The organism is Pseudoxanthomonas sp. 68-E7, assembly GCF_057773145.1.
In genome coordinates, this window is record NZ_JBYMTI010000009.1 from 109,103 (window position 1) to 135,767 (window position 26,665).

The window sequence follows — 26,665 nt, forward strand, 5'->3', positions numbered from 1 at the left end:
GCGCGCGAGCACGTGTTCCGGTCCGCCGATGCGGTCGCGACTGACGTCGCTCCTGCAGGGAAAGGGCGGGTTACAGCCGCGTCACCGCGCAGACGTAGACCACTTCGCAGGCACCGCCACCGCTGTCGGTGCGCGAGGTGGAACTGCGCCAGCGCCAGCCATCCGATGCCTGGGCCTCGACCAGCCAGCCGTCGATGCGCACGCGATCGTCCTTGCGGATTTCCGCCAGCGCCCGCGCCACCGCATCGCTGCCTGGAATCATGTGCATGTTCGCGCTGCTGTGCGCGATTTCGGAAGGTTCCAGCGGCGGCTGATCGCGCCAGCGGTAGTGGTACCAGCGGGAGCCCTGGCTGATGCTCAGGCCGTCGAGCACGGTGTCTTCCGACATCCGCCGCCACCCCAGCGCCAGATCCAGAGGCGAGAGATCCGACTCGCGCCCGCTGTGGTAATCCTCGCGGGAAAGCACGCGCGCATCGATGCTGAAGCCGGCGAGCGGTGTCAGTGTCGCGGCCTGCAAGGCGAAGGGACGGACGCCCGAAGGCACATCCGTCTGCAGCGGTTCCCCGCCGGCGGCGACGCGTGCCGGCAGCGGGCACTCCGGACGCAGATCCGCCGCGGCGGCCGGGGCACGGAGGCCCTTGCGTACATCCGAGAACCACCAGCCGGCGATGCCGGCCAGCAGTCCCAGGATCAGCAGGGTACGCAGGCTCAAGCGGTGGCTTCGGCCAGGCGCTGGGCGATGGTGTCGCGCAGGGCGACCAGATCCTTGGCGAAGATCTCGATGCCGGTGGCCAGCTTTTCCCTGGCCATCGGGTCGGCTTCGATCGCCGCCGCGAAACTGTCCGCGGTGATCGGCGCGGCGGTCACCGGCTCGGCTGCGACCGGCGCGAGCTTGCGCGGCAGTTCGCCGTGATCCTGATCCAGCTTCTCCAGCAGATCCGGTGAAATGGTCAGGCGATCGCAGCCGGCCAGCGCTTCGATCTGCGCGGTGGAGCGGAACGAGGCGCCCATCACCACGGTCGGCGAGCCGCGGCGCTTGAATTCGGCATACACGCCGCGCACGAACACCACGCCGGGATCGGCATCGATGTCCGCGGGCGCCTGCCCATTGGCGACATACCAGTCGAGGATGCGGCCGACGAAGGGCGAGATCAGGAAGGCGCCGGCTTCGGCGCAGGCAATCGCCTGGGACTGGTTGAAGATCAGGGTCAGGTTGCAGTCGATGCCTTCGGCCTGCAGTTGGCGTGCGGCTTCGACACCTTCCCAGGTGGAGGCGACCTTGATCAGGATGCGATCGCGGCCGATACCGCGCTCGGCGTACATCGCGACGAACTTGCGCGCCTTGGCCACGGTCGCGGCGGTGTCGTAGGCCAGGTCGGCATCGACCTCGGTCGACACGCGGCCGGGAATCAGCGCGCTGAGCATGGCGCCGACGCCGACCGTCAGGCGGTCGGCCACTTCGTTGACGATCGCCGCGCGGTCACCGTCCTGTCCACGCGCCCAGCCGAGCTCGCGCTCGATGAGTTCGGCGTAGACCGGCAGGTCGAGCGCCTTCTTCACCAGGGTGGGGTTGGTGGTGCAGTCCACCGGCTTCAGGCGCTTGATCGCCTCGTAGTCGCCGGTGTCGGCGACTACGACCGAAAGTTCACGCAACTGGGCCAGCTTGGACGGGGAAACGGGGGAATTCATCGCGATACTCATGGACGGCGAGAGGGGAGGCACAGTATGCCTCGCGCCGCCCGCCAGTTCAGCGTTCAACGATGGAATTCGCCGTTTGCTTCCGGTTGGTAGCGGATGCCGGTGACCCGCAGGCGCAGGTGGCGGCCGCCGGGTGCCTGCCAGTCGATGGTCTGGCCCACGGACAGGCCCAGCAGGGCGCTGCCGACCGGGGCGAGCACCGAGACGTAGCCCTTGTCGACGTTGGCTTCATTCGGATAGACCAGGGTCAGGTTGTGATCCTCGCCGGTCAGCTCATCGACGCAGTCGATGGTGGAGTGCATGGTCACGACGCCATCGGGAACCTGTTCCGGAGGCAGCACTTCGGCGCGATTGAGTTCGTTCATCAGGGCCACCGCGGCCGGCAGGCGGCGCAGGGCGGGGGTATCGAGCAGGGCTTCCAGCCGGTTGAAGTCGCGGCTGGAGATGATCAACGAAGGCGGCAGGCCGCTGGTATGCGCGGTACTCATGGGTTCCTCTTTTTCGGGTGTGCAACAAGGAAATGGGCGCCGCGTTTCCGCGCCGCCCATTCGGGGTTGGTTTGTGCGCCTAACGTAGCCGGTTGCCGGCCCGGGTTCAAGCCATCGGCGTTCAGCCGGCGCGGGCGCGGGATACGCCACGGGCCCGGGTTGCGGCGGGGTTCACATCCACCTCTGGATCGAACAGGGACGAGGGCAATTCCCGGAACACCTTGGCCAGTTCCTGCAGGAAGCCGGCCATCGCCGAACTGCGGCGCCAGACCATCGCTATCCGGCGACTGGGGTGCGAATCGGTGAAGCCCAGCAGATGGATGCTGTCCGAACGCGCCACCGGCGGCTTGACCGCCAGGGTGGGCAACAAGGTGATACCGACGTTCGCCGCCACCATCTGGCGCAGCGTTTCCAGGCTGGTGGCGCGGAACTCGGACTTCTCGTTGGCGCCGGAGATGCGGCAGACGTCCAACGCCTGCTCGCGCAGGCAATGGCCGTCTTCCAGCAACAGCAATTGCTGATCGGACAGTTCGCCCAGCGACAGCGAGTCGCGGGCCGCCAGCGGGTGCGCCTCGGGCACCGCCAGCAGGAACGGTTCCTCGAACAGGAATTCGGTATGCAGCTGATCGTCCTGCAGCGGCAGCGCGAGGATGCCGGCATCGAGCTTGCCTTCGCGCAGGCGCGACAGCAGCACGTCGCTCTTCTCCTCGACCAGCAGCAGTTCCAGCTGCGGGAAGCGCGCGCGGATCCGCGGCACCACGTGTGGCAAGAGGTAAGGGCCGAGGGTCGGGAAGATGCCCAGCCGCACGGTGCCTGCCTCCGGGTCCTGGCTGCGCCGCGCGGCCTCCTTCATCTGCTCGACTTCCGCCACGATCCTGCGCGCGCGGTCGGCGGCGTCGCGTCCGGCCGGGGTCAGCATGACCTTGCGCGGCGCGCGCTCGACCAGTGGCACGCCCAGTTCTTCCTCGAGTTTCTTGATCTGGGTGGACAGGGTGGGTTGGCTGACGAAGCAGGCCGCCGCCGCGTGGCCGAAATGCTTGTGATCGGCCAGGGCCACCAGGTATTTGAGGTCGCGCAGGTTCATCCGGGAGGGTCCGTTGGGAAACCGGTGGACAGCCTTGCCGAGGCGGACGCGACAGGCTCATCCGCCCCAGAGAGTACGCCCATTCCGGGGGCGCAGAAGCGTCCCCGGACGGCGGAGGGCGGTATCAGGCGCTGACCGCTTCTTCCGGCATCTCGGCCGGGGCCGAGGTGCGGATGAGGTGGTCGAACGCACTCAGCGCCGCCTTGGAGCCTTCACCCATGGCGATGACGATCTGCTTGTACGGCACGGTGGTGGCATCGCCGGCGGCGAACACGCCCGGCACCGAGGTGCGGCCGTGCGCGTCCACTTCGATCTCGCCACGCGGCGAGAGCGCCACGGTGCCCTTCAGCCATTCGGTGTTGGGCAGCAGGCCGATCTGGACGAACACGCCTTCCAGTTCGATGCGATGGCTGTCGCCGCCCGCGCGATCCTTGTAGACCAGGCCGGTGACCTTGCTGCCATCACCCTGCACTTCGGTGGTCTGCGCGCTGGTGATGATGCGCACGTTCGGCAGGCTGCGCAGCTTGCGCTGCAGGACTTCGTCGGCGCGCAGCTTGTCGTCGAACTCGATCAGGGTCACGTGGCTGACGATGCCGGCCAGATCAATGGCCGCCTCGACACCGGAGTTGCCGCCGCCGATCACCGCCACCCGCTTGCCCTTGAACAGCGGACCGTCGCAGTGCGGGCAGTACGCCACGCCCTTGTTGCGGTACTGTTCCTCGCCCGGCACGTTCATCTGCCGCCAGCGCGCGCCGGTGGACAGAATCACGGTTTTCGCCTTCAGCGATGCGCCATTGGCCAGTTGCACCTGGATCAGATCCTGGCCCGGCACCAGCTTCTCGGCGCGCTGCAGGTTCATCACGTCGACGCTGTAGTCCTTGACGTGCTGTTCCAGCGCGGCCGCCAGCTTGGGGCCTTCGGTGTACGGCACCGAGATGAAATTCTCGATCGCCATCGTGTCCAGCACCTGGCCGCCGAAACGCTCGGCCGCCACGCCGGTGCGGATGCCCTTGCGCGCGGCATAGATCGCCGCCGCCGCGCCGGCCGGACCGCCGCCGATCACCAGCACGTCGTAGGGGGCCTTGGCCTTGATCTTCTCGGCCTCGCGGGACGCCGCGCCGGTGTCGAGCTTGGCGACGATTTCCTCCACGCCCATGCGGCCCGCGCCGAACACCTGGCCGTTGAGGAAGATGGTCGGGACCGACATCACTTCGCGCGACTCGACTTCCTGCTGGAACAGCGCGCCGTCGATGGCGACGTGGCGGATGTTGGGGTTCAGCACACTCATCAGGTTCAGCGCCTGCACCACGTCCGGGCAGTTCTGGCACGACAGCGAGAAGTAGGTTTCGAACACGTACTCGCCGTCCAGGCCGCGGATCTGTTCGATCACGTCCTGTCCCAGCTTCGACGGATGTCCGCCGACCTGCAGCAGCGCCAGCACCAGCGAGGTGAACTCGTGGCCCAGCGGCAGTCCGGCGAAGCGCAGGTGGATGTCCTGGCCTGGCGTGCCCAGCGCGAACGAGGGCTTGCGCTCATCGTCGTCGCGGGATTCGGTCACGCTGATCCGGTCCGACAGCGAGACCAGATCCGCCAGCAGCGCCTGCAGCTCCTTCGACGACTCGCTGTCGTCCAGCGACGCGGTGATCACGATCGGCCGGGTGACTTTTTCCAGGTAGGCCTTGAGCTGGGTCTTGAGGTTCGCGTCCAACATGCGGGGACTCCTTGGTGAAAGCGGAAGGAAGAACACGGGTGCGGTCGGGGAGACCGCAAGGGCGTTTGCAGTAGCGGCCTGGGCCGGAGGGAGGGAGCCAGGGGAGAGAGGACTGGCGCGGCGCAGGCCGCTGGTGCAAACGTCCGTCTGCGGGGGAAAGCGCCCGGGCGTGCCGCCCGGGCGCCGTTACAGCGTGTACTGCTTGGAAATCAGATCTTGCCGACCAGATCCAGCGACGGAGCGATGGTCTTGGCGCCTTCCTTCCACTTGGCCGGGCAGACCTGGCCGGGATTGTTGGCGACGAACTGCGCGGCCTTCAGCTTGCGCAGGGTTTCGGACACGTCGCGCGCGATGGCGTTGTCGTGGATTTCCAGGGTCTTGATCACGCCTTCCGGGTTGATGATGAAGGTGCCGCGCAGGGCCAGGCCTTCTTCCTCGATGTGCACGCCGAACGCGCGGGTCAGCTGGTGGGTCGGATCGCCGACCAGCGGGAACTGGGCCTTGCCCACCGCCGGGGAGGTTTCGTGCCACACCTTGTGCGAGAAGTGGGTATCCGTGGTGACGATGTACACCTCGGCGCCAGCCTTCTGGAACTCGGCATAGTTGTCGGCGGCGTCTTCCACTTCGGTCGGGCAATTGAAGGTGAAGGCGGCCGGCATGAAGATGAGCACGGACCACTTGCCCTTCAGGCTGGCGTCGGTGACTTCGACGAACTCGCCGGCGTGGAACGCGGTGGCCTTGAACGGCTGGACTTGGGTGTTGATCAGGGACATCAGATTTCCTCTTGGGTTGCGGAGGGACAGGGTGAAGCGACGGAGTGAAGGTTAATAGGCGTAGCCTAATCAATCCAATGGATTGATAAGATTACATCAATAGATTCTGTCTATTGATTGCCGCAGTCAGCTTCGGTTTCGATATGGGGACTCGATGATTGCGGTCCAAGTCACGGGGGATCGGTACTTTCGGCAGGGGGGCACCCACGCCGGCCGGCCGTAAGTTCAGCGGTTTTCCACTGTGGGGATTGGACATGACCGTATTGCGTCGCAGCGCCCTGGCGTGCGCACTCTTGCTGGCGGCCTCGTTGCCCGGATTCGCGGCCGAGTCCGCGCCGGCCGTTCCCAAGGGGCCGTTGCCGCGCACCGTGGTGCCTTCGCTGGTCAACCTGGAACTGAGGCTGGACCCGCGCCAGGAACGCTTCAGCGGTACCACCCGCATCGATGCCGAGGTCAAGGAAGCCACCCGCGTCCTGTGGATGCATGGCCGCGACCTCGACATCCGGCAGGCCATCGCGATCCTCCCCGACGGACGCCGGCTCAAGCTGGCGGCCGAATCGGCCGACGTGTCGGGCGTGCTCAGGTTGACCGCCGCCGAGTCGATCCCCGCCGGCAAGGCGGTGCTGGAAATCGTCTTCGAGGCGCCGTACGGACAACTGCAGGGCGCCTACCGGGTCAAGCCGGACGGCCGTGATTACGTGATCACCCAGATGGAGCCGCTGGGCGCGCGCAACACCTTCCCCGGTTTCGACGAACCCAGCTTCAAGCAGCCCTGGGACATCACCCTGATCGTGCCGGAGCAGGACGTGGCCGTCGCCAACAGCCGCGAGCTGAAGACCGAGTCGCTGGGCAATGGCTGGAAGAAGGTCACCTTCGCGCGCACCGAGGCGCTGCCCAGCTACCTGATCGCGTTCGCGGTCGGCCCGTGGGACGTGCCGAAGGGGCCGGACATCCCGGCCACCGCCATCCGCGACACGCCGATCACCCTGCGGGGCGTCGCCGCGCACGGGCAGGGCGAGCGCATGCGCTACACCCTGGACAACACGCCGGTGATCGTCACCCAACTGGAAGAGTACTTCGGCACGCCGTATCCGTTCGACAAGCTCGACAACGTCGCCGCCCCGGATTTCTGGGCCGGCGCGATGGAGAACGCCGGACTCATCGTCTATCGCGACACCCTGATGTTCCCGGACGAGAAGTCCACCCCGCGCGAGCGCCAGGCGTACTGGGGCGTCAGCGCGCACGAGCTGGCACACCAGTGGTTCGGTGACCTGGTGACGATGAAGTGGTGGGACGACCTCTGGCTCAACGAGGCGTTCGCCACCTGGATGGGCACCAAGATCACCGGCCAGCTGCAACCGGATTTCCATGCCGATCGCGGCCTGCTGGAAGGCGCGCTGGAAGCGATGGGCGAGGACAGCCTGGTCAGCACGCGCCGGGTGCATGAACCGATCAACGACTTCACCGAGATCCAGTCCGCGTTCGACGGCATCACCTACCAGAAGGGGGGCGCGGTGCTGTCGATGTTCGAGACCTACATCGGCGAGATCCCGTTCCGCGACGGCATCCGCAGCTACCTGAAGGCGCATGCGCGCGGCAACGCCACCAGCGGCGACCTGATCGCCGCGGTGGCGGCGCAGAGCAAGGACCCGGCCGGCGTCGACCGCGCCTTCAAGAGTTTCATCGACCAGCCCGGCGTGCCCTACGTGAACGTGGAAGTGGATTGCGCCGGCAAGACCCCGTCGCTCAAGCTGCAGCAGCGCCGCTACCTGCCGCTGGGTTCGGCCGCCAGCGCCAGCCAGACCTGGGGCATGCCGTTCTGCGTGCGCTACCAGGATGGCGACCAGGTCCGTTCCGAATGCAGCCTGGTCGAACAGGCGACCACGACCGTTCCGCTGACCCAGGCCAGGAGCTGCCCGGCGTGGGTGATGCCGAACGCACACGGCAACGGCTACTACCGGTTCGCGCTGGATACGCAGGCCGCCGCCAAGCTGGCCGGGGCCTTCGCGCAACTGGACGAACGCGAGCAGCGCGTCTACGCCGATTCGCTGGAAGCGGCGTTCAAGGCCGGCAGCATCGACGCGGCCGGCTATCTGGCCGGCGTGCCGCAGCTGGCCGCGGCCGAGGTGCGCCAGACCGCGACCGCGCCGATGGGGCAGTTGGCCTGGATGAAGGAATATCTGGCCAAGGACGAGGCGCAGAAGGCCGCGGTCGCCGCCTACGCGCGCAAGATTTACGGCCCGCGCCTGCAGGCGCTCGGCCTGGAGCCGAAGCCGGGCGAAAGCGATGACACCCGGATCCTGCGCCGCACCCTGATCGGCTTCCTGTATCGCACCGGTGACAGCACGGAGCTGCGCGACGAACTGGTGCGTCGTGGCCGCGCCGTGATCGGCCAGAAAGCCGACGGCGGCGCCGGCACCGGCAAGCTGGATCCGGAAGCGGTGCCGCGCGATCTGCGCGCGGTCTCGCTGGCCGCCGTGGCCCGCGCCGGCGACGCGGCGACCTTCGATCTGCTGGAGAAGCACCTGCGGGCAACGCAGGACGCTGCGATCCGCACCGAACTGCTGGAAGCGCTGGGCAACATGAGCGCGCCGCCGCTCGCCGAGCGCGCCCGCGGCTTCATCCTGGAAAAGGGACTGCTGCGCCGGAACGAACTGGCGCCGCTGTTGATGCCGCAGATGGAGGCGGAAGCCGCGCGTCCCGCGTTGCGCCAGTGGGTCGATACCCACTTCAAGACCCTGGAAGCGTCGCTGGCCCCGGCCGGCGCGCGGCTGGTTTCGGTGTACGGCGCGGGCATGTGCAGCAAGCAGGAGGCCTCGGATCTGCTGTCCCGGTTCGAAGCACGCATGAAAACCGTCGAGGGCGGGCCGCGCGCGCTGAAGCAGGAGGCGGAGAACATCGGCCTGTGCGCCGAACTGCGCGACGCGCAGCAGGCCAAGGGATTCGGCGGCGCTTTGCAGTAAGCTGCGCGCCCGCGCCGTGCGGGTCGCAGGTGTCGTGATGGGCAGTTCCGGACAACCCGATGTCAGCCAATGCCTGTCGCAGGCGGTCGGCCGTCTTCCCGCCGAGGACGGCCGCCATGTCGCCGAGCTCCTGCTGTCGCACGTGCTCGGACGGGATCGCGCCTGGCTGTTCGCGCACGCGCGGGATCCGTTGGACGCGGAAGACATCGCGCGTTTCGAGGCACTGCTGGAACGTCGGCTCGCCGGTGAGCCGGTCGCCTACCTGACCGGCCGCCGCGGTTTCTGGACGCTGGACCTCGCGGTCGGCCCCGACACCCTGATTCCACGCCCGGAAACCGAGCGGCTGGTGGAACTGGCGCTCGCGCGCCTGCCGGTGGAACGCGCGCTGGAGGTGGCCGACCTCGGCACCGGCAGCGGCGCGATCGCGCTGGCGCTGGCCAGCGAGCGGCCGCAGGCGCGGGTGGTTGCCACCGATGCCAGCGCCGGCGCGTTGGCAATGGCCGGACGCAACGCGCGGGAGCACGACATCGGCAATGTCGATTTCCTTGCGGGCGACTGGTGGCAGCCGCTGGCGGGACGGCGCTTCGACCTGATCGCCAGCAATCCCCCGTACATCGCCGATGCCGATCCCCACCTGAGCCAGGGCGATTTGCGCCACGAGCCGATGTCCGCGCTGGCCTCCGGCGTCGACGGACTCGACGCCATCCGCATCATTGTCGGCGGCGCGCCCGGGCATCTGCGCGTGGGCGGCTGGTTGCTGCTCGAACACGGTTGGGACCAGGGCGAGGCGATTCGCGATCTGCTGGTGCGGACGGGTTTCGTGGACGTCGCCACCGAACAGGATCTGGAGGCGCGCGACCGCATCACCCTGGGCCGCTGGCCGGGCTGAGCCGACGCACGCGGAAGCGGCCCTTGGCCGCGCCGGCTAGAATGGGCGCCTGTTTTCCGTGGGAATCGCCATGCGCACGCTCTATCCGGACATCGAACCGTACGACACCGGCACCTTGAAGGTCGACGATCGCCACACGCTGTACTACGAGCAGTGCGGCAATCCGGACGGCAAGCCGGTGGTCCTGCTGCACGGCGGCCCGGGCGGCGGTTGCAGCCCGAAGATGCGGCGTTTCCACGACCCGGCCAGGTACCGGATCATCCTGTTCGACCAGCGCGGCTCCGGCCGTTCGACGCCGCATGCGGATCTGGTCGGCAACACCACCTGGGATCTGGTCGCCGATATCGAGAAGCTGCGCGCGCGGCTGGGTGTCGAACGCTGGCAGGTGTTCGGCGGTAGTTGGGGCTCGACCCTGGCGCTGGCCTACGCCGAAGCCCATCCGCGACACGTCACCGCGCTGGTGCTGCGCGGCATCTTCATGCTGCGGCGCTGGGAACTGGAATGGTTCTACCAGGAAGGCGCCTCGCGCCTGTTCCCGGATGCCTGGGAGCACTATCTGGCGGCGATTCCGCCGGTCGAGCGGCATGACCTGATTTCCGCCTACCACCGCCGGCTGACCTCCGACGATCACGCGGTGCGGCTGGCGGCCGCGCGTGCGTGGAGCGTGTGGGAAGGCGCGACCAGCTTCCTGCGGGTGGACCAGGATTTCGTCAGCGGCCACGAGGATGCCGAGTTCGCGCTGGCCTTCGCCCGCATCGAGAATCACTACTTCGTCAATGGCGGTTTCTTCGAGGTCGAGGATCAACTGCTGCGTGACGCGCCGCGGATCGCCGACATTCCCGGCGTCATCGTGCACGGCCGCTACGACGTGGTATGCCCGGTGGCCAACGCGTGGGAACTGCACAAGGCCTGGCCGAAGGGGCGCCTGGAGATCACGCCGACCTCGGGCCATTCCGCGTTCGAGGAAGAGAACATCGACGCGCTGGTGCGGGCCACCGACGCGTTCGCCTGATTTGCCCCGTCCGGGGATTTTTACCGGTGGGCCTGCGCCCGCCCCTTGGAGAAGAAGATGTCGGAAGAAGAACAGATCGTGGTCAAGGACAGCAATGGCGCGGTGCTCGCCAATGGCGACGCGGTGACGCTGATCAAGGACCTGAAAGTGAAGGGCACCTCGGTGACGCTCAAGCGCGGCACCCTGGTCAAGAACATCCGCCTGACCGACGACGAGGAACTGATCGAGTGCAACGTGGACAAGGTCAAGGGACTGGTGCTGCGCACCGAATTCCTCAAGAAGGCCTGATCGGGCGGATTCCTCCGCCAGCAGCGGATGCCGTCGACGCCATCCGTGCGCGGTGCCTGCACGGAAACGAAAAAAGCCCGCGCCGGATGGCGCGGGCTTTTTCTTTCCGGGGCCGGGCTGGATGCTGCCTACATCCGGCCGCGGGCGTCGGCGGTCTGCAGCGGGGATTCTCCGTCACGCGCCAGCCAGCGTTCGCGCAGCACGTCATAAGCCCAGTTGAAACCCAGCGTGTAGGGCAGGAAGAACAGCAGCAGGCCGATGTCGAGCATGAACGCCTGCACCAGGCCGATCGAGAGCCACCAGGCGGCCAGCGGGACGGTCGCGATGATGAGCCCCAGTTCGAACAGCAGCGCGTGCACGACCCGGACCTTCGCGCCGCGGTGGAAGCCGAAATGCCGCTGGACCCGATCGAAGGCCGCATTGAAGGCCATGTTCCACAGCATCGCCAGGGTCGAGACCGCCAGGGTCAACGCACCGGTGTGCAGCAACGACTTGCCCAGCAGCCAGGCCAGCGCCGGCGCCGACAGCGCGATGGCCAGGCCCTCGAAGGCGAGCGCGTGGAGGACGCGTTCCCCGAGGCTTTTGCGGACGGTGACGGGGTGGTTCGGGCTCATTGGAAATCTCCTGCAAGACGGCATGCGGCCATTCTCATCGGCTGATAGGATGGGAGGAAGTTGGTATCCATCGGTAAAACCGATATATGAATCCATCTCCCGAATCCCTGCAGGCGTTCGCCCAGGCCGTGGCGCTGGGGTCCTTCAGCGCGGCGGCGCGCCGCCTGGGCAAGCGCCAGTCCACGGTCAGCGAGGCCATCGCCCGGCTGGAGATTGATCTCGGCGTCACCCTGTTCGACCGCTCGGGCCGGCAACCCCGGCTGACCGAGGCCGGCCAGGTGCTGGCCAGCCGGGTGGAGCAGGTATTGGCCGCCTCCGACCGCCTGCAGCGGGTCGCGGCGGAACTGGCGGGCGGACGCGAGGCGCGGGTGACCCTGGCGCTGTCCGATGCCTACCAGTCGGCCGGCTACGAGGCCCTGCTGGCGGAAATGGATCGCCGCTATCCGGACCTGGAATTCGAATGCCTGCTCGCCGAGCGCGAGGACCTGATCGAACTGGTCGATGAAGGCCGCGCCCACCTGGCGCTGCTGGCCGCGCGCGAACACTACGCGCCGGAGCTGGGCTGGGCAACGGTGGCCGAGCGCGCGGAATTCGACCTGTTCGTCGCCCTGGATCACCCGCTGGCCCGCCTGCCGCAAGTGCGGGTCGAGGATCTGGCCGGCTGGCGGTCCCTGGCGCTGAACACGGTTGGCCGGCCAGGTGTCGTGGACGACGCGCTGCCGGCCGGCGATGGCCGCTGGACCGCGCCGAACTACCTGTTGTTGCTGGAGATGGCGGTGCACGGCTTCGGCTGGGCCGAGCTGCCGCGCTGGCTGGTCAACGGCTACGCGGGCGGCAGGCTGAGGGAACTGAAGGTGCCCGGTTGGCCGCGCACCCAGTCGGTGGACATCATCTGGTCGCGGCGGCGGCCGCTGGGCCCGGCGGCGAGCTGGATGCTGGAGCGGTTGCTGGCCGAATCGCGGTGACCGGGCGCGGCTAGGCGCGCGGCGTGCCGTCGAGGTCGTGTTCGATCATCCACAGGCCGGCCCAGAGCTTGGCGTCCAGCTCGTAGCCATCGCGCAGCCTGGCGGTCAGCCAGGCGGCGGCCTCGCGCAGCGGGATCTCGTGCACGGTGATGTCCTCGTCGCCATCGCCACCGCCCGGACCGACCTTGCGCAGGCCGGTCGCGCGCACGAAGGCGACCTTCTCGCTGCTGCTGCCGGAAGAGGTGGGCCCGATCAGGAGGACCTCGGCGTGATCCGCGGTCCAGCCGGTTTCCTCTTCCAGTTCGCGGATCGCCGACACCTCGATGGATTCATCGGCATGGATGTCGCCGACCAGGCCGGCCGGCATCTCGATGGTGTTGGCCTGCAGCGGCACCCGGAACTGCTCGACGAACAGCACCCGATCATCGGGCGTCACCGCGATGATGATCGCCGCCAGCCCGCCGCTGTGCGTGCGCTCGGAGTACTCCCAGGTGCCGCGTTCGACCATCCGCAGGTAGCGGCCTTCGTAGACGGTGCGGGGCGTGGCGGTCTTGCGGTGTCGGGAAGCGTCATCCATGCCGTGATGCTAACGGCTGGCGATGACGTTTTGTAGGCGGCGGGCGCCGCCGCGCGCCGATCACGCGACCGAAAGGCCGGCGGCTTCCAGCAGTCGCCGCCGCGTCATCGGTCCGAACCGCAGTGCCTCGGACAGCGCATGCAGCACGTCGCCATCGGCGACCGCCCGTCCGAATCCGGTTTCCTGCGTGCCCAGCGGCGCATCCAGCGCTATGGTCGTGAGCTGCCGCCACAGCAGCGCATGCTCGCGTTGTTCGCGCAGTCGAACGGCGATGCCGGCGGCGCCGCGCAGGCGCAGGAACGGCACTTCGTCGATACGGGCGAGCAGGGCGTCGAGGCTGCCGAAATGCGCCAGCAGCACCGCCGCGCTCTTGGCGCCGATGCCGGTGATGCCGGGAATGTTGTCGACCGCGTCCCCGGCCAGGGCCAGGTAGTCGGCGATCTGCCGGGCTTCCACGCCGTGGCGCGCCTTCACCCCGGTCATGCCCCAGCGATGGCCGCGGGCGAAATCCCATTGCTCGTCGTGATCCCAGAGCAACTGCGACAGGTCCTTGTCGGCGGAGATGATCACGCCGCGGAAGCCGGCGGGACGCGCGCCATGCAACGCGCTGCCGATCAGATCGTCGGCTTCATACTCATGGTGCGCCAGCACGTTCAGGCCCAATGCGGCGCACAGCGCCTTGCAGTGGCCGAACTGCCTGCGCAGTTCCTCCGGCGCCGGCTCGCGGTTGGCCTTGTAGGCCGGGTAGATCCGGTTGCGGAAACAGCTGTCCAGTGCCTCGTCGAAAGCGATGGCGATGTGCCGGGGGCGTTCCCGTTCCAGCAGATCCAGCAGGAAGCGGGCGAAGCCGTGGACCGCATTGGTCGGCCAGCCGTCGGCGTCATGGAATTCGTCCGGCATCGAGTGCCAGGCCCGGAACACGTACAGGCTGGCGTCGACCAGATAAAGCGGGCGCGCCTGTGCCGGCGCCGCGTCAGCGCCCATCGGGGCGCCATTCGCTGAGCAGGGCGTCCGGCTCGGGCCGCTCGCGCTCGGGGGCTTCCATCCGCGGCGTGCCGATATGGATGAACCCGACGATTCGCTCGTGGGGCTCCAGACCCAGCAGCTTCGCCACTTCCTCGTCGTAGGCCATCCAGCCGGTCAGCCATTGCGCGCCGAAACCCAGGGCCTGGGCGGCCTGCAGCAGGGCGAAGCAGGCGCTGCCCGCACTCAGTAACTGCTCCTGTTCCGGCACCTTGTGGCCGGGGGTCAGTCGGGCGATCACGGTGACGATGTCGGGGGCGTGGGAAAACCGGGCGCGATCCTTTTCCACGGCGGCGGCCGGGGCGTCCGGATCGCGGGCCAGGGTGCGCGCGGCCAGCGCCTCGCCCAGCGCCAGGCGGGCGGGGCCGGTGATGTGCAGGAACCGGAACGGCACCAGCTTGCCGTGGTCAGGGACGCGGGCGGCCGATTGCAGCATGCGCCGCAGGGTGGCCGGGTCCGGGCCGGGTTCGCCGAGCTGGCGCGAAGGCACCGAGCGGCGATCGTCGAGGAACTGGAGGGGGGAGGCGGTGGACATGCGGGCAAGTTTAACTTGTCATTCCCGCTGCACCGCGCCAAAGTGCCGATCTGGTCACGCCAGGTTCGCACTGGATTTCCTACGATGTGTGAGTCGCCTGACCTTAATAGGTCTTTTGCAACTTTCGCCTGCCAAGGCGGGGATCCTTGCGCATGACGAACAGCCCCCACGCCACCGTTCGCAGTGGACCGGACCCGCGCCTGCTCGGACAGGCGCGCGATGCCGTGCTGCCGCCGCTGGCCGATGCGTTCACCCAGGCGCTGGGACGTTTCGACGATGCCCTGTTCGATCGCGCCGAGCGCGCCGGTCCGTCGCAGATGGCGTTCCTGGACGCGATGCGCGAGCTCCGCCGCCGCCGGGATGAAATCATCGGCCGGTTCCGTGACGCCCTGCTGGAGGCCTGGCGCTCGCTGGAAGCCGGACAACCGCTGTCGGCCGAGGAAGTGCTGGTGCGCGGCGACGCCTCCGGGCTGAGCCTGGTCACCGAACAGGAACTGGAATCGCGCCTGGCAGCGCGCAACTTTGCGGCCGTACTGGCACGCGACTGCAAACCGGTGCTGGTGCGGCTGGAACGCCGGCTGTCCGTGCTGGCGGGCATCCCGCTCGATGGCGAACACACCCCGATCGGCGCCGAACACATCGGCGCGGCAGTGCACGTCGCCTTCGGTACGAGCGATCTGGTGCTGGAAGTGCGGCTGGTGGTGGTCAAGTTGTGCGAGCGCGAACTGGTCCCGCTGGTCGCCCGCATCTACGAGGCACTCGACCAGCGCCTGGTCCGGGCCGGCGTGGCGCCGGAACTGGCCGCCGGCCCCAAGCCGGCACCCGCGCCCGCACCGGCGCCGCGGCAGGAGAACTTCGACAGCGAACCGCTACTCCAGGACGAGGAAATGCATGCGCCTGCCTGGGCGGCGCGTTTCGTCAACCGGATGGCCGGTTTCCGCGAGACACACGCTGGTGGCAGGGGAACCCAGGAAGAGGGCGGCTACGGGCAGGCGCCCGGCACCCAGACGGTGCTGCTGGAGGCGCTGCACCACCTGCTGCAGGAATCCCGCGGCCAGCGTGGCCAGGAACATGCGCGCGGCGCCCTCGGCACCCGGGATCTGTCGCAGCGGGAAATGCTGTCGGTGCTGTCGTTGCTTCAGTCCACGCCCAGCGCGACCCTGCGCGCGGCGATTGGCGACACCGGCGAGTCGCTGGCGCAGCGGTTGAAGAACGAAGTGCTCAGCAGCGCCACGCAACTGGGCGTGGATCCGTCCACCGCGCGGCTGGCGCCGGTCGACGAGGACGCGATCGATCTGGTCGGCATGCTGTTCGACGTGATGCTGGACGAACGCGATCTGGAAGGACGTCCGCGCGAACTGATCGGCCGGCTGGTGGTGCCGTTCGTCAAGGTGGCGCTGCTGGATCGGCGCATGTTCGTGCAGAAGACCCATCCGGCCCGCCGGCTGCTCAACGCGCTGGCCGAGGCCTGCGAGGGCAACAATGGCGAGAGCGCGGCCGAGCGCACCCTGCTGACCAAGGTCGAGGAAGTGGTGGACCGGCTGGTGGCCGAGTTCAACGAGAACCTGGCGATCTTCCTGACCCTGGAAGAAGAGTTCCGCGCATTCCTGGATCAGCACCGCCGCCGCATCGAGATCGCCGAGCGCCGCGCGGCCGAGATCCAGCGCGGGCAGGAGCGCCTGGAAACCGCGCGCACACGCATGAACGCCGAGCTGTCCGCCCGCGTCGACGGCCGCGACCTGCCCGGCGCGATCGAGGAATTCCTGCGCCAGCCGTGGGCGCACCACGTCACCATGACGCTGCTGCGCGAGGGCGAGGACAGCAACGCGCTGCGCGACGCGCTGGTGCTGGCCGACGGCGTGCTCGAGGAGCTGGCCGAAGCCCAGCGCCAGATCATCGGCAAGCCCTGGCTGCAGGCCTGGCGCCCCGGGCTGGTGCAGGTGTTCGCCAGCGTCGGCATGAACAGCGATGCCGCGCATGGCGCGGTCGACGCGCTGCACGACACCCTGCAGGCGATCGCGGCTTCGCGCCCGGACCTGCAGAAGTCGTTGCCGGAGTTGCCGCAGGTCATCCTGCCGAAGCCGGCGGAAGACGAGAACACTCCAATCCAGATCGTGGGCGGCACCGATACCCTCGAGTTCGATCACACCGATGCGGATCATTTCCGCCTGCTGGCGATCGGCACCTGGCTGGACTTCATCGACAAGGACAACAAGGTGCAGCCAGGCAAGCTGTCCTGGGTCAGCCCGATTTCCTCGCGCCTGCTGTTCGTCAACCGCCGGGGCGTGCGCTTCTGCGTGGCCTCGCCGGAGGAACTGGCGGCGATGGTGCGGCTGGGCCGGCTGCGCCGGCACATCGAGGAAGACGCGTTCGACAGCGCGATGCAGGGCGTGATCGATCGCCTCGAGCCCGCGGCGCGGCCCGGCGCCACGTCCTGATCCGCGGCGCCCGGCGCCGCCCCGCATTTGCTAGCATCGGGGCCGACAACACAACGGCACCGGAGTGGGCATGGCGGTCGAGGTTCTGGTCCTGAAGGAAACCGCGGCGGGCGAGCGGCGCGTCGCCGCGACCCCGGAAACGGTGAAGAAGATGGTCGCGGCCGGGGCTTCGGTCCGCTTCGAGGCCGACGCCGGGCGCGCGGCCGGTTTCCTCGATGGCGCCTATGCCGATGCCGGCGCGCGATCGGCCGATTCCGGCACCCGCGCCAGCGCCGACGTGGTGCTGTGCGTGCAGCCGCCGGCCGCCGATGCGCTGGCGGGCCTGAAATCCGGCGCGGTGCTGGTCGGCATGCTGCATCCGCAGGCCGACCCGGCGCGCGCGGAGGCCATCCAGGCGCATGGATTGCTGGCGTTCCCGCTGGAGCGCCTGCCGCGCACCACCCGCGCGCAGGCGATGGACGTGTTGAGTTCGCAGGCCGGCATGGCCGGCTACAAGGCCGTGCTGATCGCCGCGCAGCTGGCACCCCGGTTCTTCCCGATGCTGACCACGGCCGCCGGCACCATCCGTCCTTCCAAGGTGCTGATCGTCGGCGCCGGCGTGGCCGGCCTGCAGGCGGTGGCCACCGCCAAGCGGCTGGGCGCGCAGGTCGAGGGTTTCGACGTGCGCCCGGAAACCCGCGAGCAGATCGAATCGCTGGGCGGGCGCTTCCTGGATCTCGGCGTGAGCGCGGCAGGCGAGGGCGGTTACGCCCGCCAGCTGACCGACGAGGAGCGAGCCGAACAGCAGCGCCGGCTGGCCGAACACCTCAGGGGCGTGGACGTGATCGTCTGCACCGCGGCCGTTCCCGGCAGGCCTGCGCCGAAGATCATCACCACCGCGATGGTGGAAGGCATGAAGCCGGGCAGCGTGATTGTCGATCTGGCCGCCGAGACGGGCGGCAACTGCGAGGCGACTCGTCCTGGCGAAACCGTCGACCACCAGGGCGTGACGGTGGCCGGCCCGCTCAATCTCGCCAGCATGGGCGCGGTGCACGCCAGTGAAATGTACGCGCGCAACGTGCTGAACTTCGTATCGCTGTTCCTCAAGGAAGGCGCGGTCGATTTCGACTGGCAGGACGAACTGCTGGCGAAGACCCGCTGGCCGGAACCGGCGGCCTGACGCCGCCGGGCGCACCCGGCGAGGCGGCATCAGGGCCGGGGCGCGTCATCCTTCGGACGGTGCTGTTCCAGCCAGGTGCGGCGCTGTTCCGGGGTCATCTTCTTCCAGTCGTCGCGCAGCTTCTCGCGCTGTTCGGGCGGCATCTCGCGCATGCGCAGGAACAGCGCGCGCGCGCGGTCGCGCTGTTCGGGATTCATGTGCTCGAAGCGATGCATGCCGCGGCGCGCCTGGGAGCGCTGTTCCGGGGTCATCTGCTGCCAGCGCCGGCCATGTTCCAGCATCCGCGGCCGGCTCGCGGGATCGCTGTTCCAGCGGTCGCGCAGCGGGGCGATCAGGATCTCGCGCTGCTGCGGCGTGAGCTTGTCCCATTCCGGCAGCGGCGCGGGCGCCGGGGCAGCCTGCTGCGCCAGCGCCTGGCCGGCCCAGAGCAGTCCCAGGCAAAGCAGGGACAACAGGGAAACACGCGGATAACGGGTCTTCATCGGTTCACTCCATCGCCAGCGGCGGCGCATCGGACGAGGCCAGCCACAGGTACAAGTCGGGATTCTCGTCGAGCAGGGTATTGGCGGGAAGCGTGGCTTCCGGCGCGCCTGCGGCGATGGCGGGTTCGTCGCCGGCCGGCGCCTGCGACGACGGCAGCCATTGCAGGCCGATCATCACCGCCAGCACCCCGCTGAACGCGGTCGCGGCCAGCCAGGGCCACGCGCGCCGCGTCGGTGCCGGGGCCTGCCGGCGCGCCATGCGCAGCCGGGACAGGACCTGTGGCGACACCTGCGCGAGCGCCGCGGCGTGGGCCTGGCGCGCGCGCGCGTCGAAATCATGTTCATGGGCCGGGTTCATCGGAATTCCTCCAGTTGCTTCTGCAGCGCCTCGCGCGCACGTGACAGATGGGTTTTCACCGAGCCTTCCGAACATCCCATCGCGCGGGCGGTGTCGGCGACGTCCAGCTCTTCCAGCACGCGCAAGGTGAACGCCTCGCGCTGGCGCGCGGGCAGTCCGCGCAAGGCCTGCACCAGCCGCGCGTAGGCCTCGCGCTGCTCGTGCGATTTCGAAGGGCCGTGGGCGGCGTCGGCCCAGTCCAGCGACGCTTCCGCCTCGCCTTCGGCTTCCGGGCGCAGCCAGCGCAGGCGGAACCGCTGCCGGCGCTGCACATCGACGATCTTCCGCCGCAGGATGCTCCAGAACAACGGCGTCCATTCGACGGCGGGGCGCTCGCGGTAGGCGAGCATCTTCATCATCGCGTCCTGCACCGCGTCGAGTGCGTCGTCGCGGCTGCGCAGGCCCGCTTCGGCGAAGCGGAACGCGCGGGTGCCGATGCCGGCCAGGAACTGATCCAGCGACACCATCGGCGACACCGCCGGCGGTGGCGTCGCGACATCGATTCCGGTTCCGGGGCCTGGGTTCACCAGCACAGCTTAGCTCCGGCGGTCCCAGCGACGCGCGATCCGGTCGCCACCTCGGTCCAGTCGTGCCTCGATGTGGTCCCCCTGGCGATCCAGGCGGCGGTCGATGCGTTCGCCACGGGCGTCCAGGCGGGCGGCGGCGCGGGGATGGCCGTGCGCGGCGGCGCGGTCGGCGCGCCGGTCGAACTGTCGTTCGATGCGGTCCCCGCGGGCATCCAGCCGGTGTTCGATGCGGTCGCCGCGCGCGTCCAGGCGATGATCGATCCGATCACCGTGATCGGCGGCGAAGGCGGAGGTGGCGATGGCGGACAACAGTACGGCCAGGCACAGCGGGATGCGGCGGTTCATGTCGGTTGCCTCGGGTCGTGAAGGGGGCGGCACGGGCGTTGCGGGATGGGGAACGCACGGGGGACGCGCGCGTTGACAGGCGCCAACCAGGGTACCGCCGGGTTCAGGTGCGGTTATGATGCGGAAACGCCGGCGGCGGGACCGCCGGTGCGACGACAATCTGGGAGTGCGTGGATGAACGACGGTTTCGTGGCCTTGTACATCTTCATGCTGGCGGCGATCGCCGGGCATGTGATCATTTCCCGGGTGCCGGTCATCCTGCATACCCCGCTGATGTCGGGTTCCAACTTCATCCACGGCATCGTGCTGATCGGCGCGATGGTCGTGCTGGGCCATGCGGACACCCCCCTGGAAAAGGCCATCGGTTTCGTCGCCGTGCTGCTGGGTGCCGGCAATGCCGCCGGCGGCTACGTGGTCACCGAGCGCATGCTGGAGATGTTCAAGTCCAGCAAGAAGCCTGCCGGCAAGGAGGGCGGGCAATGAGCTGGACCGTGCCCGAACTGCTGTCCTTCCTGGTCAAGGCCAGTTACCTGGTCGCCGCGACCCTGTTCCTGCTCGGCCTGCAACGCATGGCCTCGCCACTGACCGCGCGCAGCGGCATCCGCTGGGCCGGACTGGGCATGCTGATCGCCACGATCGCGACCTTCTTCCTGCCCGACCTGCACAACATCCCGTTGATCATCGCCGCGATCGCGATCGGCACCGCCGCGGCCTGGGTGTCCGGCAAGCAGGTGCCGATCACCGACATGCCGCAGATGGTCGCGCTGTACAACGGCATGGGCGGTGGCTCGGCGGCGGCGATCGGCGCGGTGGAGTTGCTGCGCTTTTCCTTCCTGGTCCATCGCGACACCAGCCACTGGAGCGAATCGGCGATCGCCGCGCTGGCCGCGCGCCAGCCGGACGCGACCACCCTGGCGCTGGCGGTGATCGGTTCGGCGATCGGCGCGGTGTCGCTGTCCGGTTCGGTCATTGCCTGGGCCAAGCTCGACGGGCGGCTGGACAAGCGGGTGGTGTTCCCTGGCCAGCAAATCTTCAACCTGCTGGTATTCATCGCCATGGTGGCGCTGGGCGGCTGGGCGGCGTACACGCTGTCGGCGCCCTACATCATCGCGTTCTTCGTGGTCGCGCTGGCGCTGGGGGTGTTGATGACCCTGCCGATCGGCGGCGCGGACATGCCGGTGGTGATCTCGCTGTACAACGCCTTCACCGGACTGGCGGTGGCGTTCGAAGGCTACGTGCTGGGCAACGAGGCGTTGATCATCGCCGGCATGATGGTCGGCGCGGCCGGCATCCTGCTGACCCGGCTGATGGCCAAGGCGATGAACCGGCCGATCCGCAACGTGCTGTTCTCCAATTTCGGTGGCGGCGGCCAGGCGCAGGAAATCGCCGGCAGCCAGAAGCCGATCGAAGCCGGCGACGTCGCCGCGATGATGGCCTTCGCCGAACGCGTGGTGATCGTGCCCGGCTATGGCATGGCGGTGGCCCAGGCCCAGCACAAGATCTGGGAACTGGCGCAGAAGCTGATCGATCGCGGGGTGAAGGTGAAGTTCGCCATCCACCCGGTCGCCGGGCGCATGCCCGGGCACATGAACGTGCTGCTGGCCGAGGCGGGCGTGCCTTATGACCTGATCGCGGACATGGAGGACATCAACCCGGAGTTCGCCAACACCGATGTCTCGCTGGTGATCGGCGCCAACGACGTGGTCAACCCGGTGGCCAAGACGGATCCGGCCAGCCCGATCTACGGCATGCCGATCCTCGACGTGGTCAACAGCAGGAACACCATCGTGATCAAGCGCGGCAAGGGCACCGGTTTCGCCGGCATCGAGAACGCGCTGTTCTACGCCGACAACACGCGCATGCTCTATGGCGACGGCGCGGAAATGGCGAGCGCGCTGGTCAGCGAACTGAAGGCGCTGGACGGCGGCGGCCACTGAGCCGCCTCCGCTCCTGCCGCACCATCAACGCGTGGCGCGCGGGGTGGGCGCGCCGGTTGCTATTTCGCCAGCCAGGCCGCCAACAGCGGGGATGCGAGCAGGCAGGCCCGATCCAGGGTGTCGTTGGCGAGCTGGGCCAGGGTCCAGGCATGGGAGGGACCCAGCCGCAGCGCCGATTCCCAGGGCAGCAGCCCAAGCGCGAAGCCCAATTGGCTGGCCATGATGAACCAGTTGGCGAGAAGGGCCATGGCCAGCGTGGCCACGGCCGCCACCGTGGCCCTTCGCGCCCCCGGCCGGACGCCGGCGAAGCGCAGCAGCAGGGCGGCATCCACCGCGGCGAGCAGCGCCATCCAACCCGACTGGCGGCCCAGGTAGAGCGCCAGCAGTACCCAGATCAGGCTGAAACACAGTCCGCCGAGCAGCAGGATGAACGGTGCCAGCCAACGGGCGGACGATGCGGAAGGGGCGGCAGGGGGCATGAAGGCTCCGGCAAGGACCGCCAAGGATACGGCCTGCCGGCTTCGCCGGGGCTGCCGGGATACAATATCGGCCTTGCGCGCCCCCCACGCGCCCCCATGTGAACCGCATGTATTCCCGCAGCAGTGAACCCGTCCAATTCGAGCGCGATTGCCCCGCGGTGCTGGTGCCGCAGGGCGAGAGCGTGACCCTGCCCGCCGGCACCTACGGCTACATCACCCAGGCGCTGGGTGGCAGCTACACGGTGTTCGTGGAAGGCAATCTGTTCCGCATCGCCGGCCAGGACGCCGACGCGATCGGCAAGGAACCGACCGAACCGCTGAGCCTGCCGGACAACGCCAGCGATGACGAGGTCGAGCAGATGGTGTGGCAGCAGTTGCGCACCTGCTTCGATCCGGAGATCCCGTTCAACATCGTCGATCTGGGGCTGGTCTACGAGGCCAGGCTCAATCATCGCGACGACGGCCAGCGCGAGGTCGAAGTGAAGATGACCCTGACCGCGCCCGGCTGCGGCATGGGCGAGATCCTGGTCGACGACGTGCGCAGCAAGCTGGAAATGATCCCCACCGTGGTCGAGGCGGACGTGGAACTGGTGTTCGATCCGCCGTGGGGCCGGCACATGATGTCGGAAGCCGCCAAGCTGGAAACCGGCATGCTCTGAGGGCCGCGCGCCCTTCTCTTTTTTCGCAGTGGAATACAGGAAGCAAGTGATGAACGTCGCCAACGCCGCCCCCCTGGTCTACCGGGTCGACCGCTCCGACCATGCCCGCAGCGCCGCCGAGCGCGAGAAGATCCTCGCCGCGCCGGGTTTCGGCCTGCACTTCACCGACCACATGGTCGCCATCGAATGGGACAAGGCGCAGGGCTGGCATGACGCGCAGGTGCGCCCCTACGGACCGCTGGCGCTGGATCCGGCCGCCTCGGTGCTGCACTACGGCCAGGAAATCTTCGAGGGCATCAAGGCTTATCGCCACGCCGACGGTTCGATCTGGACCTTCCGTCCCGACGCCAATGGCGCGCGCCTGCAGCGTTCGGCCCGTCGCCTGGCGATGCCGGAACTGCCGGTGGCCGAATTCACCGAGTCGCTGCGCCAGCTGATCGCGGTGGACGCGGACTGGGTGCCGTCGGCACCTGAGACCAGCCTGTACTTCCGCCCCTTCATGATCGGCACCGAGGCCTTCCTCGGCGTGCGCGCGGCGCACAAAGCCGCTTACTACGTCATCGCCAGCCCGGCCGGCGCGTACTTCGCCAAGGGCGTGGCGCCGGTGTCGATCTGGCTGTCCACCGACTACGCACGCGCGGCCAAGGGCGGCACCGGCGCGGCCAAGTGCGGTGGCAACTACGCCGCCTCGCTGCTGCCGCAGCAGGAAGCGCAGGCGCAGGGCTGCTCGCAGGTGCTGTTCCTGGATCCGGTCGAGGGCAGGTATCTGGAAGAACTGGGCGGCATGAACGTGTTCCTGGTCTACAAGGACGGCACCATCGTCACCCCGGAACTGTCCGGCAGCATCCTGGAAGGCGTGACCCGTTCCAGCATCCTGCAACTGGCCCGCGATCGCGGCCACAAGGTCGAGGAGCGCAAGGTCTCCATCGACGAGTGGAAGCAGGGCGTGGCCTCGGGTGACATCGCCGAGGTGTTCGCCTGCGGCACCGCCGCGGTGATCACGCCGATCGGCGAATTGAAGGGCCGCGATTTCGCGGTGGGCGACGCGAGCGCGCCGGCCGGCGAGGTGACCATGGCCATCCGCAAGGAACTGACCGACATCCAGTACGGCAAGATTCCCGATCGCCACGGCTGGTTGGTCAAGCTCAGCGGCTGAGGCGCGATGCCTTCAGGCGACGACGAAAGGCCGGGCATCGCCCGGCCTTTTCGTTTCGCGGAATCGCGCTGCGCCTTCAGGCCGCGAACTTTTTCGCGCCCGCCACGCAGGCGACCACGCCCAGGGTCACCGCGAGCATCGTCCAGCTCACCGTTTCGCCGAGCAGCAGTGCGGCCAGGGCGAGCCCGAAGAACGGTTGCAGCAGTTGCAGCTGGCCTACCGCGGCAATGCCGCCCTGCACCAGCCCGCGATACCAGAACACGAAGCCGATCAGCATGCTGAAGAGCGAGACGTAGGCCAGTCCGATCCATGCAGGCGTCCCCACCGGCGCGAACGAATCCGGGCGCGACGCGAGCGTGATCGGCAGCACGACCGGCAGCGAGAGCGCCAGCGCCCAGCAGATCACCTGCCAGCCGCCGAGCCGGCGGGACAGCCGCGCGCCTTCGGCATAGCCCAGGCCACAGACCAGGATTGCGGTCACCATCAGCAGATCGCCGGCCCACGAGGCCTCCGCGTCGTGCCCGAGCGCGTAGCCCGCCACGCACAGGCTGCCCAGCACCGAGAACAGCCAGAACACCGGCCGCGGCCGTTCACCGCCGCGGATCACGCCGAAGATAGCGGTGCTCAACGGCAACAGCCCGACGAACACGATGGTGTGTGCCGAAGAAACGTGCTGCAGGGCGAGCGCACTCAGCAGCGGATAGCCGACCACCACGCCCAGCACCACCACCGCCAGCGACGGCAGATCGGCCCGGCCCGGACGCGGCTGGCGGAACACGCGCAGCAGCAGCAGCGCCAGCAGGCCGGCGATCGCGGCGCGGGCGGCGGTCAGGAACACCGGGTCCAGATCCAGCACCGCCACCCGGGTGGCGGGCAGCGAGCCGGCGAAGATCACCACGCCGATGAAACCGTTGATCCAGCCGCTGCTCGTCCTGTCCATTGCCTGCCTCTCGGGGAATGCCGCCAGTGGACCACGGCACGGCCACCCGCCCCCAGATACAGTCCAGTACAATTTGAAATAACTGTTATAGACATCGGGGCCATACGGTGGGAGCCGGCAGCATGACGAACCCGCAGCAGGGCACCCGCATCGGGCAGGTGATGGCGGCCATCCGCGCCGGGATAGCGGCGCGTTTGCATGGCCCCGGCACGCGCCTGCCATCGGTACGCGCGCAGGCCCGCGCCATGCGGGTTTCGGTCTCCACGGTGGTCGAGGCGTACGAGCGGCTGGCGGCCGAAGGCGTGATCACGTCGCGCCCGGGTTCCGGTTTCTACGTCGCCGGACCCAGCGCGCCGCTGGCGCTGGCGGAGATGGGGCCGCGGCTCGATCGCGAGGTCGATCCGCTGTGGATCTCGCGGCAGTCGCTGGAAACCGACGCGGCCATGCTCAAGCCCGGCTGCGGCTGGTTGCCGGCGTCGTGGATGTACGAAGCCGGCATCCGCCGCGCGCTGCGCACGCTGGCGCGCGCGGATGCAGTCGCGCTGGCCGACTACGCCACGCCGGGCGGCCTCCCCCCGCTGCGCCAACTGCTCGCGCGGCGCCTGGCCGGGCATGGCGTCGAGGCTTCGCCGGATCAGATCCTGCTGGCCGACTCCGGTACCCACGCGATCGATCTGATCGCCCGGTTCCTGCTCGAGCCCGGCGACACCGTGCTGGTGGACGATCCCTGCTACTTCAACTTCCACGCGCTGCTGAAGGCCCACCGGGTGAAAGTCGCCAGCGTGCCGTATACGCCCACCGGGCCGGATCTGGAGGCGTTCGCGAACGCGTTGCAGGCACATGCGCCGCGGCTCTACATCACCAATTCGGGGCTGCACAATCCGACCGGCGCGGTGTTGTCGCCGGTGACGGCGCATCGTTTGCTCAAACTCGCCGAGCCCTCGAACCTGGTCATCGTCGAGGACGACATCTTCGCGGATTTCGAGAGCGCGCCGGCACCCCGGCTGGCGGCGTTCGACGGCCTGTCGCGGGTGATCCAGATCGGCAGTTTCTCAAAAACCCTGTCGGCCTCGCTGCGCTGCGGGTTTATCGCCGCGCGGCCGGACTGGATCGACGCGTTGACCGACCTCAAGCTGGCGACCGGTTTTGGTGGCAGCCGGCTGGCCGCCGATCTGTTGCTCGTCGCGCTCACCGACAGCGGCTATCGCCGGCACATGGAAGCGGTGCGGATCCGCCTGGCGGAGGCGAGGGAGAAGACCCTGGCACGGCTGGCCGCGCTGGGCATCACGCCGTGGCTCGTGCCGCAGGCGGGCATGTTCCTGTGGTGCCGCCTGCCCGACGGGATCGAGGCGGCGGAACTGGCGCGCGCCTGCCTGGCGGACGGCATGGTGCTGGCACCGGGCAATGCCTTCAGCCTGTCGCCGCAGGCCGGGCAATTCATGCGCTTCAACGTGGCCCAATCGCTGGATCCTCGCATCCATGCCGGCCTGAAGCGCGCGCTGGCGGGGTGACCACCCGCCGGCGCG

At 68.6% G+C, this 26,665-nt stretch carries 27 protein-coding genes and 1 pseudogene; 12 read left to right on the top strand and 16 right to left on the bottom strand.

The genetic code is table 11. The features are described 5' to 3' along the window. Positions 1 to 70 precede the first annotated feature (70 nt). The 6 genes from AC3DE2_RS19375 to ahpC all read right to left on the bottom strand — a co-directional run bounded on the left by AC3DE2_RS19375 (position 71) and on the right by ahpC (position 5,754). Entirely contained in the window at positions 71 to 712 is a 642-nt protein-coding gene (locus tag AC3DE2_RS19375) for a hypothetical protein (protein WP_295377772.1), read from the bottom strand. Then, positions 709 to 1,689, bottom strand: coding sequence for a transaldolase (locus tag AC3DE2_RS19380; RefSeq protein WP_488427453.1), 981 nt, complete (start codon positions 1,687 to 1,689; stop codon positions 709 to 711). The genes AC3DE2_RS19375 and AC3DE2_RS19380 overlap by 4 nt, the downstream gene beginning before the upstream one ends. 65 nt (positions 1,690 to 1,754) lie before the next feature. After that, positions 1,755 to 2,186: a nucleoside diphosphate kinase regulator gene (rnk, locus tag AC3DE2_RS19385; protein ID WP_295377777.1), complete on the bottom strand. Its 432-nt coding sequence runs from the start codon at positions 2,184 to 2,186 to the stop codon at positions 1,755 to 1,757. A gap of 121 nt (positions 2,187 to 2,307) precedes the next feature. Then, the gene (gene oxyR / locus AC3DE2_RS19390) at positions 2,308 to 3,270 is read right to left on the bottom strand and encodes a DNA-binding transcriptional regulator OxyR (protein ID WP_295377778.1); all 963 of its coding nucleotides are present in this window, start codon (positions 3,268 to 3,270) and stop codon (positions 2,308 to 2,310) included. Positions 3,271 to 3,394: 124 nt separating this feature from the next. After that, on the bottom strand, positions 3,395 to 4,981 hold the full coding sequence (gene ahpF / locus AC3DE2_RS19395; protein WP_488427454.1) for an alkyl hydroperoxide reductase subunit F: 1,587 nt from the start codon (positions 4,979 to 4,981) through the stop codon (positions 3,395 to 3,397). Positions 4,982 to 5,190: 209 nt separating this feature from the next. Continuing rightward, positions 5,191 to 5,754, bottom strand: coding sequence for an alkyl hydroperoxide reductase subunit C (ahpC, locus tag AC3DE2_RS19400; protein WP_295377783.1), 564 nt, complete (start codon positions 5,752 to 5,754; stop codon positions 5,191 to 5,193). A gap of 254 nt (positions 5,755 to 6,008) precedes the next feature. Between ahpC and AC3DE2_RS19405 the strand changes: the two genes are divergently transcribed. The 4 genes and pseudogenes from AC3DE2_RS19405 to AC3DE2_RS19420 all read left to right on the top strand — a co-directional run. After that, positions 6,009 to 8,717, top strand: coding sequence for a M1 family metallopeptidase (locus AC3DE2_RS19405; RefSeq protein ID WP_488427455.1), 2,709 nt, complete (start codon positions 6,009 to 6,011; stop codon positions 8,715 to 8,717). 37 nt (positions 8,718 to 8,754) lie between these two features. Beyond that, on the top strand, positions 8,755 to 9,606 hold the full coding sequence (prmC, locus tag AC3DE2_RS19410) for a peptide chain release factor N(5)-glutamine methyltransferase (RefSeq protein WP_488427456.1): 852 nt from the start codon (positions 8,755 to 8,757) through the stop codon (positions 9,604 to 9,606). Between the two features lie 70 nt (positions 9,607 to 9,676). After that, positions 9,677 to 10,618, top strand: coding sequence for a prolyl aminopeptidase (gene pip, locus AC3DE2_RS19415; RefSeq protein WP_488427457.1), 942 nt, complete (start codon positions 9,677 to 9,679; stop codon positions 10,616 to 10,618). A 63-nt stretch (positions 10,619 to 10,681) separates the two neighbouring features. Continuing rightward, positions 10,682 to 10,906 (top strand): annotated as a pseudogene (locus tag AC3DE2_RS19420) (alkylphosphonate utilization protein); the annotation flags it as partial. 128 nt (positions 10,907 to 11,034) lie between these two features. Here AC3DE2_RS19420 and AC3DE2_RS19425 read toward each other — a convergent pair. Then, a complete protein-coding gene (locus tag AC3DE2_RS19425; RefSeq protein WP_488427458.1) occupies positions 11,035 to 11,520 on the bottom strand; it encodes a multidrug/biocide efflux PACE transporter in 486 nt (161 codons plus the stop codon). An 86-nt stretch (positions 11,521 to 11,606) separates the two neighbouring features. On the opposite strand from AC3DE2_RS19425, the gene AC3DE2_RS19430 reads away from it, so the two are divergent. Next, positions 11,607 to 12,485: a LysR family transcriptional regulator gene (locus tag AC3DE2_RS19430; RefSeq protein WP_488427459.1), complete on the top strand. Its 879-nt coding sequence runs from the start codon at positions 11,607 to 11,609 to the stop codon at positions 12,483 to 12,485. A gap of 10 nt (positions 12,486 to 12,495) precedes the next feature. Here the strand turns inward: AC3DE2_RS19430 and AC3DE2_RS19435 are convergent, their stop codons facing one another. From AC3DE2_RS19435 to AC3DE2_RS19445, 3 genes are read right to left on the bottom strand one after another with little or no spacing between them, the layout of a single operon-like run. Continuing rightward, positions 12,496 to 13,062 carry an NUDIX hydrolase gene (locus AC3DE2_RS19435; protein ID WP_295377795.1) on the bottom strand — a complete coding sequence of 189 codons (567 nt, stop codon included), beginning with the start codon at positions 13,060 to 13,062 and terminating at the stop codon, positions 12,496 to 12,498. Positions 13,063 to 13,122: 60 nt separating this feature from the next. Continuing rightward, complete coding sequence (locus AC3DE2_RS19440) at positions 13,123 to 14,046, bottom strand: 5'-3' exonuclease H3TH domain-containing protein (protein ID WP_295377797.1); 924 nt, start codon at positions 14,044 to 14,046, stop codon at positions 13,123 to 13,125. Next, complete coding sequence (locus AC3DE2_RS19445; protein ID WP_488427460.1) at positions 14,036 to 14,620, bottom strand: nitroreductase family protein; 585 nt, start codon at positions 14,618 to 14,620, stop codon at positions 14,036 to 14,038. Before AC3DE2_RS19445 ends, AC3DE2_RS19440 begins: the two co-directional genes overlap by 11 nt. 152 nt (positions 14,621 to 14,772) lie before the next feature. Here AC3DE2_RS19445 and AC3DE2_RS19450 point away from each other — a divergent pair, with 152 nt between their 5' ends. Both AC3DE2_RS19450 and AC3DE2_RS19455 read left to right on the top strand, forming a co-directional pair. Continuing rightward, complete coding sequence (locus AC3DE2_RS19450; RefSeq protein ID WP_488427461.1) at positions 14,773 to 17,058, top strand: DUF1631 domain-containing protein; 2,286 nt, start codon at positions 14,773 to 14,775, stop codon at positions 17,056 to 17,058. A gap of 70 nt (positions 17,059 to 17,128) precedes the next feature. Then, on the top strand, positions 17,129 to 18,217 hold the full coding sequence (locus tag AC3DE2_RS19455; protein WP_488427462.1) for an NAD(P) transhydrogenase subunit alpha: 1,089 nt from the start codon (positions 17,129 to 17,131) through the stop codon (positions 18,215 to 18,217). Positions 18,218 to 18,246: 29 nt separating this feature from the next. Here the strand turns inward: AC3DE2_RS19455 and AC3DE2_RS19460 are convergent, their stop codons facing one another. From AC3DE2_RS19460 to AC3DE2_RS19475, 4 genes are all read right to left on the bottom strand, one after another. Further along, a complete protein-coding gene (locus AC3DE2_RS19460; RefSeq protein ID WP_295377806.1) occupies positions 18,247 to 18,699 on the bottom strand; it encodes a DUF3106 domain-containing protein in 453 nt (150 codons plus the stop codon). A 4-nt stretch (positions 18,700 to 18,703) separates the two neighbouring features. After that, the gene (locus AC3DE2_RS19465; protein WP_295377808.1) at positions 18,704 to 19,057 is read right to left on the bottom strand and encodes a hypothetical protein; all 354 of its coding nucleotides are present in this window, start codon (positions 19,055 to 19,057) and stop codon (positions 18,704 to 18,706) included. Next, a complete protein-coding gene (locus AC3DE2_RS19470) occupies positions 19,054 to 19,563 on the bottom strand; it encodes an RNA polymerase sigma factor (protein WP_488427487.1) in 510 nt (169 codons plus the stop codon). The genes AC3DE2_RS19465 and AC3DE2_RS19470 overlap by 4 nt, the downstream gene beginning before the upstream one ends. A gap of 69 nt (positions 19,564 to 19,632) precedes the next feature. Continuing rightward, positions 19,633 to 19,968 carry a hypothetical protein gene (locus AC3DE2_RS19475; protein ID WP_488427463.1) on the bottom strand — a complete coding sequence of 112 codons (336 nt, stop codon included), beginning with the start codon at positions 19,966 to 19,968 and terminating at the stop codon, positions 19,633 to 19,635. Positions 19,969 to 20,142: 174 nt separating this feature from the next. On the opposite strand from AC3DE2_RS19475, the gene AC3DE2_RS19480 reads away from it, so the two are divergent. Continuing rightward, entirely contained in the window at positions 20,143 to 20,451 is a 309-nt protein-coding gene (locus AC3DE2_RS19480; RefSeq protein WP_295377813.1) for an NAD(P) transhydrogenase subunit alpha part 2, read from the top strand. Next, positions 20,448 to 21,905 carry an NAD(P)(+) transhydrogenase (Re/Si-specific) subunit beta gene (locus tag AC3DE2_RS19485; protein ID WP_488427464.1) on the top strand — a complete coding sequence of 486 codons (1,458 nt, stop codon included), beginning with the start codon at positions 20,448 to 20,450 and terminating at the stop codon, positions 21,903 to 21,905. The genes AC3DE2_RS19480 and AC3DE2_RS19485 overlap by 4 nt, the downstream gene beginning before the upstream one ends. A gap of 59 nt (positions 21,906 to 21,964) precedes the next feature. Here AC3DE2_RS19485 and AC3DE2_RS19490 read toward each other — a convergent pair whose 3' ends face one another. Further along, a complete protein-coding gene (locus AC3DE2_RS19490) occupies positions 21,965 to 22,384 on the bottom strand; it encodes a hypothetical protein (protein WP_295377816.1) in 420 nt (139 codons plus the stop codon). A gap of 107 nt (positions 22,385 to 22,491) precedes the next feature. On the opposite strand from AC3DE2_RS19490, the gene sufT reads away from it, so the two are divergent. Beyond that, on the top strand, positions 22,492 to 23,043 hold the full coding sequence (sufT, locus tag AC3DE2_RS19495; RefSeq protein WP_447103136.1) for a putative Fe-S cluster assembly protein SufT: 552 nt from the start codon (positions 22,492 to 22,494) through the stop codon (positions 23,041 to 23,043). Positions 23,044 to 23,092: 49 nt separating this feature from the next. Further along, positions 23,093 to 24,199: a branched-chain amino acid aminotransferase gene (locus AC3DE2_RS19500; protein ID WP_295377821.1), complete on the top strand. Its 1,107-nt coding sequence runs from the start codon at positions 23,093 to 23,095 to the stop codon at positions 24,197 to 24,199. A 76-nt stretch (positions 24,200 to 24,275) separates the two neighbouring features. Here AC3DE2_RS19500 and AC3DE2_RS19505 read toward each other — a convergent pair whose 3' ends face one another. After that, entirely contained in the window at positions 24,276 to 25,139 is an 864-nt protein-coding gene (locus AC3DE2_RS19505; RefSeq protein WP_488427465.1) for a DMT family transporter, read from the bottom strand. A 122-nt stretch (positions 25,140 to 25,261) separates the two neighbouring features. On the opposite strand from AC3DE2_RS19505, the gene AC3DE2_RS19510 reads away from it, so the two are divergent. Further along, positions 25,262 to 26,650, top strand: coding sequence for an aminotransferase-like domain-containing protein (locus tag AC3DE2_RS19510; protein WP_488427466.1), 1,389 nt, complete (start codon positions 25,262 to 25,264; stop codon positions 26,648 to 26,650). Positions 26,651 to 26,665: the final 15 nt, after the last annotated feature.

What these genes read in the sequence shown, in the direction of transcription:
- AC3DE2_RS19380 (WP_488427453.1), bottom strand. Translation starts at nt 1,689, where the DNA reads ATGAATTCCCCCGTTTCCCCGTCCAAGCTGGCCCAGTTGCGTGAACTT.
- rnk (WP_295377777.1), bottom strand. Translation starts at nt 2,186, where the DNA reads ATGAGTACCGCGCATACCAGCGGCCTGCCGCCTTCGTTGATCATCTCC.
- oxyR (WP_295377778.1), bottom strand. Translation starts at nt 3,270, where the DNA reads ATGAACCTGCGCGACCTCAAATACCTGGTGGCCCTGGCCGATCACAAG.
- ahpF (WP_488427454.1), bottom strand. Translation starts at nt 4,981, where the DNA reads ATGTTGGACGCGAACCTCAAGACCCAGCTCAAGGCCTACCTGGAAAAA.
- ahpC (WP_295377783.1), bottom strand. Translation starts at nt 5,754, where the DNA reads ATGTCCCTGATCAACACCCAAGTCCAGCCGTTCAAGGCCACCGCGTTC.
- AC3DE2_RS19405 (WP_488427455.1), top strand. Translation starts at nt 6,009, where the DNA reads ATGACCGTATTGCGTCGCAGCGCCCTGGCGTGCGCACTCTTGCTGGCG.
- prmC (WP_488427456.1), top strand. Translation starts at nt 8,755, where the DNA reads ATGGGCAGTTCCGGACAACCCGATGTCAGCCAATGCCTGTCGCAGGCG.
- pip (WP_488427457.1), top strand. Translation starts at nt 9,677, where the DNA reads ATGCGCACGCTCTATCCGGACATCGAACCGTACGACACCGGCACCTTG.
- AC3DE2_RS19425 (WP_488427458.1), bottom strand. Translation starts at nt 11,520, where the DNA reads ATGAGCCCGAACCACCCCGTCACCGTCCGCAAAAGCCTCGGGGAACGC.
- AC3DE2_RS19430 (WP_488427459.1), top strand. Translation starts at nt 11,607, where the DNA reads ATGAATCCATCTCCCGAATCCCTGCAGGCGTTCGCCCAGGCCGTGGCG.
- AC3DE2_RS19435 (WP_295377795.1), bottom strand. Translation starts at nt 13,062, where the DNA reads ATGGATGACGCTTCCCGACACCGCAAGACCGCCACGCCCCGCACCGTC.
- AC3DE2_RS19440 (WP_295377797.1), bottom strand. Translation starts at nt 14,046, where the DNA reads ATGGGCGCTGACGCGGCGCCGGCACAGGCGCGCCCGCTTTATCTGGTC.
- AC3DE2_RS19445 (WP_488427460.1), bottom strand. Translation starts at nt 14,620, where the DNA reads ATGTCCACCGCCTCCCCCCTCCAGTTCCTCGACGATCGCCGCTCGGTG.
- AC3DE2_RS19450 (WP_488427461.1), top strand. Translation starts at nt 14,773, where the DNA reads ATGACGAACAGCCCCCACGCCACCGTTCGCAGTGGACCGGACCCGCGC.
- AC3DE2_RS19455 (WP_488427462.1), top strand. Translation starts at nt 17,129, where the DNA reads ATGGCGGTCGAGGTTCTGGTCCTGAAGGAAACCGCGGCGGGCGAGCGG.
- AC3DE2_RS19460 (WP_295377806.1), bottom strand. Translation starts at nt 18,699, where the DNA reads ATGAAGACCCGTTATCCGCGTGTTTCCCTGTTGTCCCTGCTTTGCCTG.
- AC3DE2_RS19465 (WP_295377808.1), bottom strand. Translation starts at nt 19,057, where the DNA reads ATGAACCCGGCCCATGAACATGATTTCGACGCGCGCGCGCGCCAGGCC.
- AC3DE2_RS19470 (WP_488427487.1), bottom strand. Translation starts at nt 19,563, where the DNA reads ATGGTGTCGCTGGATCAGTTCCTGGCCGGCATCGGCACCCGCGCGTTC.
- AC3DE2_RS19475 (WP_488427463.1), bottom strand. Translation starts at nt 19,968, where the DNA reads ATGAACCGCCGCATCCCGCTGTGCCTGGCCGTACTGTTGTCCGCCATC.
- AC3DE2_RS19480 (WP_295377813.1), top strand. Translation starts at nt 20,143, where the DNA reads ATGAACGACGGTTTCGTGGCCTTGTACATCTTCATGCTGGCGGCGATC.
- AC3DE2_RS19485 (WP_488427464.1), top strand. Translation starts at nt 20,448, where the DNA reads ATGAGCTGGACCGTGCCCGAACTGCTGTCCTTCCTGGTCAAGGCCAGT.
- AC3DE2_RS19490 (WP_295377816.1), bottom strand. Translation starts at nt 22,384, where the DNA reads ATGCCCCCTGCCGCCCCTTCCGCATCGTCCGCCCGTTGGCTGGCACCG.
- sufT (WP_447103136.1), top strand. Translation starts at nt 22,492, where the DNA reads ATGTATTCCCGCAGCAGTGAACCCGTCCAATTCGAGCGCGATTGCCCC.
- AC3DE2_RS19500 (WP_295377821.1), top strand. Translation starts at nt 23,093, where the DNA reads ATGAACGTCGCCAACGCCGCCCCCCTGGTCTACCGGGTCGACCGCTCC.
- AC3DE2_RS19505 (WP_488427465.1), bottom strand. Translation starts at nt 25,139, where the DNA reads ATGGACAGGACGAGCAGCGGCTGGATCAACGGTTTCATCGGCGTGGTG.
- AC3DE2_RS19510 (WP_488427466.1), top strand. Translation starts at nt 25,262, where the DNA reads ATGACGAACCCGCAGCAGGGCACCCGCATCGGGCAGGTGATGGCGGCC.